The organism is Afipia sp. GAS231, from assembly GCF_900103365.1.
Taxonomy (GTDB): Bacteria; Pseudomonadota; Alphaproteobacteria; order Rhizobiales; family Xanthobacteraceae; genus Bradyrhizobium.
Map to the genome: position 1 here is coordinate 1,459,919 of NZ_LT629703.1, position 15,071 is coordinate 1,474,989.

Consider the following 15,071-nt stretch of genomic DNA (forward strand, 5'->3'; position numbering starts at 1 on the left):
AATCAGCTATTTCGATATGATCCGACGATGCGGCTCAATTCGCGGAGCTGCACGCCATTTGAACGTCACAGCATCTGCAGCAAATCGCCAACTGCTTGCTCTAGAAATGGAGGTGGGCGAGCCCCTGTTCGAAAGACTAAACGCGGGACTGAAATTGACTGCGGCCGGTGAAATATTCGCCGATCATGTAACCAACGTGTTACAGGATGCGCAACGGTTAAAAGGTGACCTTGATAGTTTACGCGGTCTCCAGCGTGGAAGCTTGAATATCATGGCAGTCGAGGGGCTTCAGCTGACGTTGATGTCGACGTTAGCGACGCAGATGTTGACGAAGTATCCTCTTATTGAACTTAAAATTACAGCCGGCAGCGCATCGGAAATTTTTAGCGCCGTTGCTAACGGGGATGCGGATGCGGGAATCGGCTTTACTACACACCGTAATCCAGCATTACGCCAAGCCGTCGTCGCCCGATTCGGGTTTGTGGCAATTCTGGCTCCTAAACATCCGCTCGCATCAAAACGTGCTGTGACTTTCGCTGAGTGCGCTCGTTATCCTCTAATATTGCCCACCCCCAACCTGTCTTTGTATGGAATACTGCAGCCAGCTCTCAAGGACTATGCCCTAAAGGTTGTTCTACAAACAGGCTCGGTCGAACTGATGAGGAAGTTGGCTGGTGCTGGGCTGGGAATCGCATTCAGTCCACGAGTTGGGACAGGGCGTGAGGCTGAGGCCGGTAAGTTAGTTCAAGTTCCGCTTAAAACTGCAAAGACACTTTTTTGGGAGATGGGAGTTTACGTGCGCGCCGGGCGCTCGCCCCCTCCAGCCTTGGACGCCTTCTTGAAACTTGCGGCCGCGGAAATTGAACTGCGGCAAGGGCGCCCGTAAAAAAGGCGCAGGTTTGTCATTCGATTTCATCTTTGGGATTGAACTTTTGTTTGGCCGGAGACAGGTCCTTTGCAGCGGCCTGCAGCTTTCTGTCGGAATACCCTTCCCAATTTGGATCGCGCAGCTTTCTTTTGAATATCTTGCCGCTATCTTCGCGCAGCAGCGCGCCAACAAAGCGAATATCCTTGGGCACCTTGAAATTCGCAAGCCGCTTCTTAAGATAGTCCTGTACAGCGGAAGGCGATTGAACCCCGCCATCTTCAGGCTCGATACAAGCGCATAAACGCTCGCCGAATTCCTCGTCCGGAATGCCGAACACTGCGCAGTCGCGAACTCCGTCCATACCTATTAAAGCATTCTCAATCTCCGCCGGATAAATGTTTACGCCGCCGGAAATTACCATGTCGCGTTTGCGATCACACATGAACAGATATCCGTCTTCATCGAGATACCCGACGTCTCCGACGGAGACCAACCCGTCTCGACTAGCTTCCGCTCGGGCCTCTGCGTTTCCATGGTAATTGGCTTTGCCGACAAGTCATCGAACGCAGAGCTGGGACGCTGGGTCGACGCGGTTTCACGCGACGCGTCGGTTGTAATGCGATGCTCCTCGCAGACAGATATGTTGGCAGCCGTGAGGGCCGGTATCGGCATCTCCGTGCTGTCATGCTTTGTTGGCAACGCGCACGCGGAACTCGTCCGCGTCGCTCCAACTAAGCTCGCGGGACTTTCAAATATATGGTTGCTGGCGCATCCAGATCTTATTTCTGTTCCTGCCATTCGGGCTGTCATCGACTTCGTCACGACATCTGCCCGCGCAGACCATGATATACTTCGGGGATAGCGGTTGATCGCGAATTACGGCTCGATCCTCGGGTCCCGCCGGGACTTTCGATCTAACCTGAGTTCAGCCGACGCCATTTCTTCAAATTCTACCGGACGGGCGGGCTTTGGTACAATCACTCCGAAGGCCTTGATGGTAACCTGCTGCATTTTTCGACACAGCCCGTTACCGATTTCTCGCTAGGCGAAGCAGAAATCAATTTCTACAATGCTGGACAGCAGGTGCTCTGAGACCGGGTAAATTGGAGACGTTCTCTGGGCCGCAATTGGAGCTTCGATCGTCACAACGTCCAGGCGCAGACGCCAAGACCATCGAGCGTCGGCAATCCACAAAAATTCGAACGCAAAACTTAGAGGAACTGCTATGGGGCGCAAGCTGATCGATATCTCGGTAGCTTTGCAAAGCGACATTCCCGCCGATCCTCCGGGCGGCGGGCCTGAAATTGCATACACCGATCATCTGCAGGGCTTGCCGGCGATTTTGCGCTTCTTTCCGGGACTGAAAGCGGAGGACCTGCCTGACGCTCTTGGTTGGGCGGCCGAGCGCGTTCAACTCTCAACGCACAACGGCACCCATCTTGATGCCCCATGGCATTTCCACCCTAGCATGAATCGCGGCGAGCGCTCGTGGACAATTGATGAGGTGCCGCTCGAATGGTGTCTGCAACCAGGCGTGAAACTGGACTTCCGTCATTTCGCCGACGGCTATGTGGCGACTGCCGCTGATGTCGAGACAGAGCTCAAGCGCATTGGTCACACGTTAGCACCGTTGGAGATCGTCGTGGTCAACACCAGCGCAGGCACCAAATATGGCCAGCACGATTATGTGACGTCTGGCTGCGGCATGGGCTACGAGGCAACAATGTATCTGCTCGAACGCGGCGTGCGTCTAACCGGCATTGATGGCTGGAGCTGGGACGCGCCATTCATTCATACCGCGAAGGAATATGCGCGAACCAGGGACGCCAGCCTAATTTGGGAGGGCCACAAGGCCAGCCGACATATCGGCTATTGCCACATTGAAAAGCTGCACGGTCTCGAACAACTTCCCGCGACTGGATTCACAGTGTCGTGTTTTCCGGTCAAAGTCGAGCGTGCTTCAGCAGGATGGACCAGGGCGGTGGCTATCATCGACGAATAGCTAGTTACGGGGCCGTCCAGCCCACCGATCCGTCCAAGCTGAAAGCATTCGCTGCACCGATATCCAATCATTTAAGAGAGAATAATATGAAGATGGGACGTTGGGCGAGGGTACTAACCGCAGCATTTATCGGTTCAATGCATGGGACATCGGCAATGGCTGATCCTATCCCGTCCGGCGCGGTCGCGTTGAACGTGGAAGCGATCGGCTATAGCAACTTGAACGACAAGCCAGGCTTCAAGATGTCCATACAGAAGTCTGGCGAGCGCTGGTACCTTTATGTTGGTCAGTTCTGGGATCGCGGTTGGCATATCGTGGACGTCACCGATCCGGCGAACCCGACTATTGTGAAGGAAATTCCGGGTCCGGACAACACTGATACGGGTCAAATGGAGATTGCCGACGGAAAAATGATCACGGCCATTGCCAAAATCTTTCCGGGCTGGGGCGGCGATCCCAGCAAACCTTTTGATGAGGGCGTGTTGATTTGGGATCTTCGCGATCCTTTGAATCCGAAGAAGCTTGGTCAGTTCAAAACTGGATTCCTTGGTGTTCACCGTGCTGGCTATCCCGGCGGCAAGTACATGCACCTTCCGGCTTATGTGCCGGGCTACAAGGGTAATATCTATATCATCGTCGATATCAGCGATCCCGCGCATGCCGTCGAAGCCGGTCGCTGGTGGGTGCCGGGGCAGAAGACCGGCGAATCCCAAGTCATGCCGCCGGACACTTCGCTTCATGGACCCGCATTTATTGTCGGCAACCTTGCCTACCTGCCGTATGGCGGCGCGGGCATGATCATTCTTGATATTAGTGACGTCGCACACCCGAAGGAGGTTGGCCGACTCTCGATGAGTCCACCGTTCGGCTCAAACATTGGCGTCCATACGGTCGTTCCCGTACCGGAACGCGGGTTGGCTTACATCAACTCAGAAGTCATTCAAGAAGACTGCAACGAACCGCTCAATCATGCTTCGATCGTCGATATCGCTGATCCAGCGAAGCCGCGGCTTATAGCAATGCTTCCGCTACCGCTCCCGCCATCGAATTGGACTATCAAAAGCTTTTGTGAGCGCGGAGGCCGGTTCGGGCCCCACAACCAGAATACCCTGCTCCACAATCCATTCGTTCAGAAGTCCAGCAACCTAGTCTACCTGACTTATTTCAACGCCGGTTTACATATTTACGATGTGAGCACGCCAACCGCCCCCCGCGAAGCTGGATATTTCCTGCCTCCTGATCCGACGCGCCGTTATGGTCCGTATCCCAAGGGAAAGCTTGTTGCTCAGAGTGAAGACGTTCTCGTCGATACACGCGGCTTCATCTATGTGACTCACAAAAATCAGGGACTTTGGATCCTGAGGTACACCGGCAAGTGAGGTTGCCACGATCCGGAAGCGTCCCTATGAGGCAATAGAAGACGAAGACTTTTGGGACAAATCGTAATCCGCATGTCGCTAGCGGGACCAGCCCAGTCGGCTGGCAAACGGCGATAGCGCCCCTAAGGCGTTCCTCCCGAACTTGCCGGGATCTCAATCGAGATCCCGGCCTTTTCGAGCGAACTTTCGAGTCACTCCGAGCCTAACCAATCTGACGAACCACTTAAATCGCGTCACCGGCCGCGGTACCGGACTCCACGATGTAGCGCATTTCCCAAACTTACATGGATTGTCTCACCTAACATACCTACGTGAGTCTCCTTGGGAGATCGGACGCTAATGCATCGCATCTTTCAGAGGTTCATTGATCTCTTGTCGGCTGCTGAAGATTCGGCCGGATTTTCTGATGCAATGGCCGTGACAGCTGCAGCTCTCGATCTATCTTGTTTTGCGTATCTCGGGCTGCCCCGCCAATCGCGCGGTAGACCACGTTTGATAACAACATACCCGGAGGAGTGGACCTCACATTACCTCAAGAGCCGGTATGAGCTTATCGACCCTGTCATCGCGCAAGCACTTCAAACCCCAGAGCCTTTTCAGTGGGGGATTGGATCGCGATCACCGTTCGACTCGCCCAAGCATCACCAGCTTTTGGATGAAGCTGCTCAGTTTGGCATCCGTACTGGCTTCACAGTTCCGATTCATGACGGACGTGGCCCGATTGCGGCACTAACCTTTGCCGCCAACAAACGAGAAGCGCCGTTTGAAACCTGTATTAACTCGCATGCACGCGTCCTTCAGCTTATGGCAATATATTTTCATGCTCACGTTCGCCGTAAGCTTACTGACCAGCCTAAAATAGGCGGAATACTTCTATCTCCTCGGGAGAGTGAATGCCTCCAATGGGCTGCACAGGGCAAAAGTTCCTGGGAAATCGGACGCATCCTTGGCATCTCAAGACACACCGTGGCTTCTTATCTTGATAATGCAAAGCAAAAGCTGGGGGTACGTACGATCGTACAAGCGGCAACCCGACTCTCGGCTGCAAAACAAGAAGAGCACAATTAAGGCGAGACTGCCCCCGCAGCTAGGGGTGATGCCTCCGATCATAAAGCGCGCTTCAAAGGATGACGTGCGCTGCATGGAGGAAATTATGATTCAGCTCATCACTGAGCGATGCTATGGCGAATTTGCGGAAGCTCTTATCTCGATGCACCGGCTCCGCTATCGGGTTTTCAAAGAAAGGCTGGACTGGGACGTGCACACCAGTGGGGATATGGAAGTCGATAGTTTTGACGCTCTCCATCCCGCTTATCTTTTGCAGCTAGCAACAGACGGTCGTCCACAGGGTTGCGTTAGATTACTTCCATCTGTCGGACCTACCATGCTGAGTGAAACGTTTCCGGTACTTCTAGCTGGTCAACGTGCACCGTCCACGTGCTCCATATGGGAAAGCAGTCGGTTCGCGCTGGATTTGGCTGCGGATGCTCCTAAGGGGAAGCACGCTATAGCTTGCGCAACATATGAATTGTTTGCTGGTATGATCGAGTTCGGCCTCTCGCGGCGACTTAGTGATATCGTCACAGTAACCGACGCTCGAATGGAACGAATCTTGCGCCGAGCCGGCTGGCCATTACGACGCTTAGGCAACCCGCGCAGCCTTGGAAACACCATGGCCGTTGCAGGATATCTCGAGATTTCCGCTGAGGTCCTGGCGGCGATTCGTAGCGCCGGTGGGTTCACCGGACCAGTCCTTTGGGAACCTGTCGTTCTCGCCGTCGCCTAATGTCAATCTCGCAACGCACCCTGCTGTCGCTCTAGGTAGATTGCGCGTCTGCTGAGCGACACAATGTGCCCGCCTCGGAGAACGAGAGAATGGACCAGCTACGCATACTCCGGATGCACGCTATTGATTTGAAGCAGCTCCGGTTTGCAGTCGCGGCCGCAGATTATGGAAGCATTCGGCAAGCCGCCGAAGTTCTGTCCATGCGACACTCGATCCTGAGCCGCTCTATTCGTCTTCTTGAGCATCGGATTGGCGTCACCGTATTCGAGCGCTCTTGTGGAGGGGTAACGCCAACGTCGGCTGGGCGAAGCGTTCTCTGGATGGCCAAAGCAATTCTAGAGCAAGTCGATGTGCTTGTTTCGACAGCACAATCGAATGGACGGGGCGACGCTGGCCGCCTTTCAATTGGCTTTTGCACATCCATATCGACCGGCAATCTGCGAGCGACACTGACCGAATTCAAGCACCGCAATCCTTCGATCGAACTCGCGACGGTGGAGCAATCACGTACGCGTCTTGCAACGGCGCTGCGCAATGGAAGCGCGGACATTCTCATAGTAACTGGTGACAAGCTCCTGCCGGACAGCAATGTTCGCTCGCTTTGGAGCGAACGCATCCTGGTATCGCTGCCGGAAGACCACGCACTAACAGCGGAAACTGCCTTCTGTTGGACTGCCTTGCGAGACCAGAAGATCCTTCTAAGCCAGCATGATCCCCCACAAGAGCTTGAAGATATATTGATATCAAAGCTTGCTTCTGGTGCGGATCGACCGCAGATCGAACGACACGACGTCAGCCGCGGAATCATAAAGAGTCTCGTCAGCATGAAGCTCGGGATTAGCCTGGTCCTGGAATCAGATATCGGCGTAAGCCTCGCTGGGTTGGTCTATCGCGAATTGCGCGATCGAACCGGTCCGACGCGCGTTACCTTTTCGGCGCATTGGCGCGCTGATAATGGCAATCCCGCCTTGGATAGCTTTCTCAAGCTCCTAACTGAGCGCTACCCTTTGCTGGTCTCCTGCGACTGAACCACGCGACGGAGCTTTGCAAAGCCGCGATCAGTAGCCATAAATCGTGCGACCATCGGCGCGATAAGCTTACCCGGTTCACAAATGGGTTGACCGGATCCGCTTGCAACTGCTTTCGCATAGGCAAGTAGATCTCGATGCACGGAAGCTGGCAATTCGACACTGATTTTTACCGGTCTTTCGTCTGGAAGTGCTCCAATCTTTAGCTTGGTCATTTTACCCTCTGTATGGCTCGAGAACGAGGTCATGATTCACGATCACACGCATCGAGAATCCCGGGCGGATGGTCAGCGTCGGCTGAATATTGAGGCTGCGACGGACAACCTGCTGGCCGGTTTGATTCAGCGAGTCCCCTGCCCCGTGCCGCAAAGCCTGGATAATGGCACTGTCGTTGCTGTTGGTGTCGGAGCCCGCGCCGGTGCCGACAGCAAGCAGTGTCGACAGGGCAGCAGCTTTGAGCAATTCGCCCCAATGGTTGTCGACTTCGTCTTCGAGGCCGGCATATGCTGCCGCGTCTGCACCCGGCTGCCGCTCGAGAACGATCGAACGGCCGTTCGGCATGATCAGGCGGGTCCAGACCAACAACACGCGTGACTGACCGAACGCAACCTGGCTGTCATAGACCCCGATCAAGCGCGCCCCTTGCGGGATGAGCAGAAGGCGCCCGGTTGGCGTATCGAAAACGTTTCCTGTTACCTGCGCGGTGATCTGGCCTGGAAGGTCCGATCGAATCCCGGTGATCAGAGCGCCCGGAATGACAGTTCCAGCCTGCACGATATACGGTGAAGCCGGCCTGGTGACCCGGTCGGGGCTTACTGTACGGCGATCCACGGATGCGTTGACGAAGGCGAGCTTCCTGTCCTGACCACTCGGCCCGGATCCTTCGTCGCTATTGGTAGTCGGGATCGATGGAGCATTGCGGTCGCCCCCCTGAGCCACAGCAGCAGGTGGATGCACTTCTCTCCCACTGGTTGAAGCGAACAAATGGCTTAGGCGGGCTGCTTCGGTTTCCTGATCCCGGCGCTGCTGTTCCGCATCTGGAGCTATGGCGCCGATCGTCGGCGACTGACCCTGAGCGGCAAGGATCGGCCGACCGAGGTCTCCAGGGAGTGGTGGACCAAGCTGCGGGACGGCTTGGCGTGGAACATCTGTGTAGTCCTTCGGCAGCGCCGTGATGCCGTCGGCAACATTATGATGGTCGGTGCTGTACAGTTCATCGGCCGCCTGGTTTCGGGAGCGATTGTTCTGCAGCGACCACAACACAGCTCCGCCGATGACAAGCAAGGCAACCGCGCTCCCTCCCGCCAGAACCTTCCGCGACAACCGTGTCACGCGCGGATGCTCTGCTCTTAATCGGAAGTTCCTGGACTGCTCATCCTGTGTTTGCGGCGGAATCGCCTGCTCTTGATCGTTTCCGTTCTGGGTATTCATGACGACGGCCTCCCGTCAGTCCTGACAATTCTGACCTTCTGCTGGTGCTCACCACCGAGCCGCAGTTCTGCGGCTGCAAATAGCCGATCTACGATCAACACATTGCCGTAGGCGCGATAGTTGACGAGTTGGGTATTGCCGTCGGGGCCGATGACGAAGAGCGGCGGCATCTCGCCCTGGACAATCCCTAGCGGGAATTCGACATAGACCTTGCGGCCATCATCATACGCGGCAATCGGCCGCCAGGGTGGGCTGTCCCCTTCGATTGCGTAACGAAAGACGCGCTGGGCCGGATCGGGAAGAACAGGTCTTAGCGTGGCCGCTCGCGATCGCTCGCGAACGGTTTCCGGGTAGTACCAGGCAACGGACGGCATATATGGGCGTTCGCGGGAGCGGAGCTCGATCAGGTAAGTGCGCCGGTCGGTATTGACGACAAGGTTGGTTTCGATCGACGCGCGGGTCGGCTTCACCAGGATGTGGACACGTCGTGTGTCGCCATTCCCGCTCTCGGTATCGCCAACCACCCAGCGTACTGTGTCGCCGGCCGCGATCGGTCCCGATCCTGTCAATTGCTCTCCCTCCTCCAGCGCAATATCCGTGATCTGGCCAGGTGCGGCGTAAACCTGGTAGAGCGCCCCGGGGCTGTACGCGTAGATCTGGGCCGCGTTGAAGTATCCCCGCTTGCGCGGTTCGACGCGCGCCGCACTGTTTGCTGTCTCGACCCGACTCACGGGTTCGGCGTCTTCCTTCCCTCCCGACTTGCCGCCAAGTACTGGTTTCCAAAGCGGAGGAACGTGAAGCGGCTGCTGTCTGTCGTCGACCGGTACTGGAGGCGCTGGCAACGCAGGCACTTCAGCGTCATAGCTGATCTCCGGTGGAATGTAGGTCGTACAACCTCCGACGGCCGCCGCACAAAGCAGTAGGGCGGACAAGGCTGCTCGCTTCGATGTCACGAATCCAGCGTTGAACTTGCTATGTGGAATGGAAGACTTCGCGTAAGCGTCTGACGTCGTCTTGGTCACTGACCCAACTCCTTCGACCAGTTGATGGCGCGGACGTAGACGCCAAGGGGATTCTTGCGCAGCCGTTCGGCATCGCGCGGTGTCTCGATGACGATCGTCAGAATCGCGGTCCAGCGCTCGGTCGAACTCAACGAGCCGTTGTCGTAAATGCGTTGGATCCACGCGATCCGAAAGCTTTCTGAAGAAGCGCGGATGACGCTCGAGACATCGACGGAGATCTGCGCTTTACCCAGCTTGGCAAACGGATCGTTGCTACGTGCATAGTCGTTAAGCGCGGCCGCGCCGCGATCGGTCGTAAAGTCATAGGCCCGAAGCCAATTCTGGCGCAGAACGATGCCGTCGGCCGGCAGGCCTCTGACATCCTCGATAAAACGCGCCAAATGGTAGGCGATCTGAGCGTCGGTGGGCTGATAGTCGATGCTGGCCGGCGCAACCCTTTGGGCCTGTCCGAGATGATCGACTTCGACTACCCAGGGCGTGATCGATCCTTGTGTCGATTGCCAGACAAGTCCGGTGGCGAGGCCAGCCGATAGCACGAGGCAGCCGAAGGCCATCAAGCGCCAATTTTTGGCCTGCACGCGAGCGGATCCAATGCGCTCGTCCCAAACCTGCGCTGCCTTTTGGTAGGGCGTGACAGGTTCGGGTATGCGCCCGTAATGAACGGAAGGTCGTCTGAACATTGGTGATTGCCCATTCCATCGAGTGATCGGCTTGAAGTCGTTGCGGTTTCATGATTTGAGACGTCGCTCCCCGCGGCACGTGGCTAAGTCGGCGCGTGGCTGCGTATCAGTGCTCTCCTTCGGACAAATCGACAGAGGAGCCGCTGCCGCCGTGGTCACCGAAGCGGACCGCGTGGCCGGCTGTCGACGCGCCATGCCGAATGGTCTCGGCACGTTTCATGCGCCGTGCCCAATCCGGTTGCCCATCCGCGGAAGCGCTCGCAGCCGGTTCACTCGCTTGCCCGTTGCCGGTCAATGTGGCGGCCGCCCCACGTAACGGGCTCATGACGGCTGAGGCACCGGCCTCAGCGGCGCCAGCAAGACCGCCGCCTCGATAGGCTGCGGACGCACCGGTCAAGATGGCCCCACCACCGCGCGCAGCGCCTGCGAGCGTTCCACCGGCAAGGCCAGCACCACCGGCAGCGAGGCCCGCGCCCGCTGCAACGACGCCGCCAGCGGCAAGGCCGGTTCCGATGGCCGCGCCGGCGCCGAGTTGCGGCCCGCCGGAGACCAGGCCGTTTGCGATTCCCGGACCGAAGATACCGAGGCCCAACAACGCGAGCGCCGCGAGGACTAGCGTCATCGCGTCTTCGATGGTCGGCTGGTCGCCACCGAAGCCAGAGGTGACCTGCGAGAACAGGGTCGAGCCGATGCCGACGATGACGGCCAGAACCAAAACCTTGATTCCGGAGGATATGACGTTGCCCAAGACCCGCTCTGCGGCGAAGGCGGTCTTGCCAAACAAGCCAAAGGGAATGAGAACGAAGCCAGCAAGCGTCGTCAGTTTGAATTCAATCAGGGTGACGAAGATCTGGATCGCCAAAATGAAGAAGGCGAGCAGCACCACGACCCAGGCGAACAGGAGAACGACGATCTGGACGAAATTTTCGAAGAAACTGATGTAGCCCATCAGGTTCGAGATCGAGTCGAGCAGCGGCCGGCCCGCGTCGAGTCCGACTTGAGCGACCTTTCCCGGTCGCAGGAAATCGGATGCAGATAGGCTTGCGCCGGACGCTTTCAGCCCAAGGCCGGCAAAACTCTCGAATACGATGCGCGCGAGATTGTTCCAGTTGCCGATGAGATAGGCAAAGACGCCCACAAAGAGCGTCTTCTTGACGAGGCGCGCGATGATGTCTTCGTCCGTTCCCCAACTCCAGAACAGCGCGGCGAGCGTGATGTCGATCGCGGCAAGGGTTGTTGCGAGATATCCGACGTCACTACCCAAAAGCCCGAAACCGTTATCGATGTAGCGGGTAAACGTCTCCAGAAACTGGTCGATGATGCCGGTACCGGTCATGGCCTGCTCGCTTCAGGTAGCGCCACGGATGGATACCCTTGCGGCATTCGGCTCTCGTCCTTTGGCGCGGGCGTCAGGCCGGCGGCCGGACTAGCGTGGCCCGAAACTGCGGCACCATCCTTCCTGCCAAGGAAGCGACGCCGGTTTTCGGCCCAAACTTTCTGGCAATGCTGATAATCTGCCGCATCCTCCGAAGTGACCGTGCGGCAGCGGGCGAGATTGGAACCGTCAACGTCCGAGGCCTGCGCTGCTTTTGGCGGCGCAGACGCTTTTTCTCCACCACGAAGCTGGATCGTGCAGGCTGCGACGACCAGTATCCCGATTGATGTGAGTAGCGACAACGCCTTGAATGGGCCTGTATCAGCCATCAGTGAAACATCTGTACGTTGGAGGATTGATAGCCCTGTGCCGGCGTCAGAAACCGTCGGAGCTGTTCTCGGCCCTGGTCTTGGGCCACGGCGCGCTGCGCCGCTTCAAGGCTCTGCGCCCTGCCCTGTGCCGTCACGACAGCGGTGAGGTCGGCGAGCTGCTGCGCATTCAGCGCGAGAATCTGATTGCCAGCCTGCGTTGCCTGCAAGGCGCCGCTGGCGCCTTGGCTTGACGTAACAAGCGCGGACGTCTGGATGCGATTGGTATCGAGGTTGCCAACGATGCCGGCTTGAACCCGGAGCGCGTCTTGCGTTGCGGCATAAGAGTTTTGCCACCGCGATTGAGCGTTTGTAATCAGCAATTGGCTCGACTGGCTGCCTGTAGCCGGCGCATAGCTGGTCGAGAACGCGCGATCGATCTGCTGAACGTCGTAGGCGATCCGCTGAGCCTGGGCCAGCAATTGCTGTGTCCGTTGGATCGATGCTTGCAGTTGCTGCAGCGACGAGTACGGCAGGTTTGCCAGATTCTTGGCCTGATTGATCAGCATCTGCGCCTCGTTCTGCAACGAAGTGATCTGGTTGTTGATCTGCTGCAGCTCCCGCGCTGCGGTCAGGACGTTTTGGACGTAGTTGTTGGGATCGAAGACGATCCACTGCGCCTGCGTAGGCGCTGTGACGCCAAGCGTGACAGCGACGGCGCCGGCAGCCAGCAACGAGCTAAGAGGGCTCATAGCGATCTCTCCAGATTGCCGAGATTGGGGATCAGGTCTGTGGCCCAGGCGACGCCACGGTGCTGGAGCCAGGCGGGCACGAAGCCGTCATGTCCATGTTCGGCTAGGAGCCGCTCGATGGCAGCCTGGTCGGTCTTGGAAGAGGCGGCCGTAAAGGCGAGGGCAACCTCGCCAAGGCCGAGTTCGAACATCCGGTTGCCGCGGCGGGACTGGCAATAATAGTCACGCTTCGGCGTCGCTCGGCTCAGAAGCTCGATCTGGCGGTCATTGAGGCCGAAGCGGCGGTAGATCGCGGTGATTTGCGGCTCGATCGCCCGCTCGTTCGGCAACAACAGCCGCGTCGGACAGCTTTCGATGATCGCCGGCGCGATGGCGGAGCCGTCGATGTCTGAAAGCGATTGGGTGGCGAAGATGACGGACGCATTCTTCTTCCGAAGTGTCTTGAGCCACTCCCGGAGTTGGCCGGCAAAATCCTCGTCGTCGAGAGCAAGCCAGCCTTCATCGACAATAAGCAGCGTGGGCCGGCCGTCGAGACGGTCCCCGATGCGATGAAAGAGATAAGCCAGCACGGACGGCGCGGCGCTCGTTCCGATCAATCCTTCGGTCTCAAACGCCTGGACCGAGGTCTCGCCAAGGCGCTCGAATTCGGCATCGAGCAGCCGGCCGGAGGGACCGCCCAGGCAATAGGGTTGCAAGGCGCGTTTCAGGGAGTTGGATTGCAGGAGAACTGACAGGCCCGTCAGGGTGCGTTCCTGCATCGGCGCTGAAGCGAGAGACGTCAGCGCCGACCACAGATGATCCTTGACCTCCGGGGTGATCTCGATTTTTTCCCGCGCCAGGATCGCCCCGATCCATTCCGTCGCCCATCCGCGCTCGGAAGCGTCGTCGATCCAGGCCAACGGTTGCAGGGCGACGGGGTTTTCGCCCCCGTCAGACAATGCACCGCCGAGATCGTGCCAGTCGCCACCCATGGCGAGCGCGGCCGCCCGGATCGAACCACCGAAATCGAACGCAAAGACCTGAGAGTTCGGGTAACGGCGGAACTGCAGCGCCATCAGGGCCAGCAGGACCGACTTGCCAGCACCTGTCGGCCCCACCACGAGGGTATGGCCGACATCGCCGACGTGGAGGGAGAATCGGAACGGGGTCGAACCCTCGGTCTTGCCGAACAGGAGCGGCGGACCCTTGAAGTGCAGATCCCTCGCCTCGCCGGCCCACACGGCCGACATTGGAATCATGTGGGCGAGGTTGAGGGTCGAAACCGGCGGCTGCCGCACATTGGCATAGACATGTCCTGGCAGGCTGCCGAGCCAGGCTTCGACGGCGTTCACCGTCTCGATCATGCAGGTGAAATCGCGGCCCTGAATGACCTTCTCGACCAGCCGCAGCTTTTCGTCGGCCGCACCGGGATCGCCGTCCCAGACCGTGATAGTTGCCGTGACAAAGGCTTGTCCGATCTGATCCGAACCCAGTTCCTGCAGGGCGGCGTCGGCATCGATCGCCTTGTTGTGGGCATCGGTATCGAGCAGCGTCGACGCCTCGTTGGTCATGACCTCCTTGAGAATGGCGCCAATCGATTTTCTCTTGGCGAACCACTGGCGGCGGATTTTGGTCAGCAGCTTGGTGGCATCGGTCTTGTCGAGCATAATCGCCCGGGTCGACCAACGATACGAAAACGCAAGGCGATTCAAGTCATCCAGAATTCCTGGGGTCGTCGTGCCCGGGAAGCCCACAATCGTTAGAACTCGCACGTTGGCTGAGCCCAACATCGGCTCAAGCCCGCCGGTAAGCGGCTGGTCGGCCAACAGCGCATCGATGTACATGGGAATTTCGGGCACTCGAACGCGATGACGCTTTGTCGAAATCGTTGAGTGCAGGTAGGTCAGCGTGTCCTGATCGTCGAGCCAGCCGCATTCCGGCATGAACCCTTCAAGGAGTTGAAGCACGCGGTTGGTTTGATCGATAAACCCACGCAGCACCTCGCGAGCGTCTGCTCCAACGGTTCGATCGCGCCCCTCATAGAGCAGTCGCTCTGCCCTGGCGGCCCCCTCCTCCGGTGGCAGATAGAGGAAGGTCAGGAAATAGCTGGACTCATAGTGGGCACCTGCCTCCTCGAATTGTGCTCTGCGCTCGGCATCGACCAGCGCGGACGCGACATCCGGAAAGGTGTTCGGAGGGTAAGCACCTGCAAAATGGCGCTGCGCCTCAACGAATACGGCCCAGCCTGATCCGAGGCGACGCAAGGCGTTGTTCAGACGACCGGCGATGGCGACAAGTTCAGCCGGCACCGCACTGTCGAGGTCGGGTCCCCGAAATTTTGCCGTCCGTTGGAACGAACCGTCCTTGTTCAGGATGATTCCCTCGTCCACCAGGGCCGCCCAAGGCAGGAAGTCCGCAAGACGAGCGTTGGAATGGCGATATTCTGCGAGATTCATCATGA

General features: G+C 58.0%; 14 protein-coding genes and 2 pseudogenes. 7 read left to right on the top strand and 9 right to left on the bottom strand.

The features are described from left to right. Window positions 1-16 precede the first annotated feature (16 nt). On the top strand, window positions 17-886 hold the full coding sequence (locus BLS26_RS06985) for a LysR family transcriptional regulator (protein WP_244541966.1): 870 nt from the start codon (window positions 17-19) through the stop codon (window positions 884-886). A 103-nt stretch (window positions 887-989) separates the two neighbouring features. Here BLS26_RS06985 and BLS26_RS06990 read toward each other — a convergent pair. Then, a pseudogene (locus tag BLS26_RS06990) lies at window positions 990-1,409 on the bottom strand (long-chain fatty acid--CoA ligase); the annotation flags it as partial. On the opposite strand from BLS26_RS06990, the pseudogene BLS26_RS06995 reads away from it, so the two are divergent. The 6 genes and pseudogenes from BLS26_RS06995 to BLS26_RS07020 form a co-directional block, all read left to right on the top strand. Then, window positions 1,404-1,730 (top strand): annotated as a pseudogene (locus BLS26_RS06995) (LysR substrate-binding domain-containing protein); the annotation flags it as partial. The pseudogenes BLS26_RS06990 and BLS26_RS06995 overlap by 6 nt on opposite strands. A gap of 363 nt (window positions 1,731-2,093) precedes the next feature. Further along, window positions 2,094-2,870 (top strand): cyclase family protein, encoded by a 777-nt coding sequence (locus BLS26_RS07000; RefSeq protein ID WP_092509625.1) that lies wholly within the window; start codon window positions 2,094-2,096, stop codon window positions 2,868-2,870. Between the two features lie 155 nt (window positions 2,871-3,025). Continuing rightward, window positions 3,026-4,249 carry an LVIVD repeat-containing protein gene (locus tag BLS26_RS07005; protein ID WP_244541862.1) on the top strand — a complete coding sequence of 408 codons (1,224 nt, stop codon included), beginning with the start codon at window positions 3,026-3,028 and terminating at the stop codon, window positions 4,247-4,249. Between the two features lie 339 nt (window positions 4,250-4,588). After that, on the top strand, window positions 4,589-5,317 hold the full coding sequence (locus BLS26_RS07010; protein ID WP_092509629.1) for a LuxR family transcriptional regulator: 729 nt from the start codon (window positions 4,589-4,591) through the stop codon (window positions 5,315-5,317). 85 nt (window positions 5,318-5,402) lie between these two features. After that, complete coding sequence (locus BLS26_RS07015) at window positions 5,403-6,035, top strand: acyl-homoserine-lactone synthase (RefSeq protein ID WP_092517732.1); 633 nt, start codon at window positions 5,403-5,405, stop codon at window positions 6,033-6,035. An 89-nt stretch (window positions 6,036-6,124) separates the two neighbouring features. Continuing rightward, window positions 6,125-7,063: a LysR family transcriptional regulator gene (locus BLS26_RS07020; protein ID WP_092509631.1), complete on the top strand. Its 939-nt coding sequence runs from the start codon at window positions 6,125-6,127 to the stop codon at window positions 7,061-7,063. Here the strand turns inward: BLS26_RS07020 and BLS26_RS07025 are convergent. The 8 genes from BLS26_RS07025 to trbE form a co-directional block, all read right to left on the bottom strand. Further along, window positions 7,036-7,278, bottom strand: coding sequence for a DUF2274 domain-containing protein (locus BLS26_RS07025; RefSeq protein WP_092509633.1), 243 nt, complete (start codon window positions 7,276-7,278; stop codon window positions 7,036-7,038). The genes BLS26_RS07020 and BLS26_RS07025 overlap by 28 nt on opposite strands. 1 nt (window position 7,279) lies before the next feature. Further along, the gene (locus BLS26_RS07030) at window positions 7,280-8,494 is read right to left on the bottom strand and encodes a TrbI/VirB10 family protein (protein ID WP_092509635.1); all 1,215 of its coding nucleotides are present in this window, start codon (window positions 8,492-8,494) and stop codon (window positions 7,280-7,282) included. After that, entirely contained in the window at window positions 8,491-9,516 is a 1,026-nt protein-coding gene (gene trbG / locus BLS26_RS07035) for a P-type conjugative transfer protein TrbG (protein ID WP_172804561.1), read from the bottom strand. Before trbG ends, BLS26_RS07030 begins: the two co-directional genes overlap by 4 nt. After that, window positions 9,513-10,196 carry a conjugal transfer protein TrbF gene (gene trbF / locus BLS26_RS07040; protein ID WP_092509637.1) on the bottom strand — a complete coding sequence of 228 codons (684 nt, stop codon included), beginning with the start codon at window positions 10,194-10,196 and terminating at the stop codon, window positions 9,513-9,515. The genes trbG and trbF overlap by 4 nt, the downstream gene beginning before the upstream one ends. Window positions 10,197-10,302: 106 nt before the next feature. Beyond that, window positions 10,303-11,532 carry a P-type conjugative transfer protein TrbL gene (trbL, locus tag BLS26_RS07045; RefSeq protein ID WP_092509639.1) on the bottom strand — a complete coding sequence of 410 codons (1,230 nt, stop codon included), beginning with the start codon at window positions 11,530-11,532 and terminating at the stop codon, window positions 10,303-10,305. Further along, window positions 11,529-11,900: a putative entry exclusion protein TrbK-alt gene (gene trbK-alt, locus BLS26_RS07050; RefSeq protein WP_092509641.1), complete on the bottom strand. Its 372-nt coding sequence runs from the start codon at window positions 11,898-11,900 to the stop codon at window positions 11,529-11,531. The genes trbL and trbK-alt overlap by 4 nt, the downstream gene beginning before the upstream one ends. Further along, complete coding sequence (gene trbJ / locus BLS26_RS07055; protein WP_092509643.1) at window positions 11,900-12,631, bottom strand: P-type conjugative transfer protein TrbJ; 732 nt, start codon at window positions 12,629-12,631, stop codon at window positions 11,900-11,902. The genes trbK-alt and trbJ overlap by 1 nt, the downstream gene beginning before the upstream one ends. Continuing rightward, window positions 12,628-15,069, bottom strand: a complete 2,442-nt coding sequence (trbE, locus tag BLS26_RS07060; RefSeq protein ID WP_092509645.1) for a conjugal transfer protein TrbE — start codon at window positions 15,067-15,069, stop codon at window positions 12,628-12,630. The genes trbJ and trbE overlap by 4 nt, the downstream gene beginning before the upstream one ends. Between the last annotated feature and the right edge of the window lie 2 nt (window positions 15,070-15,071).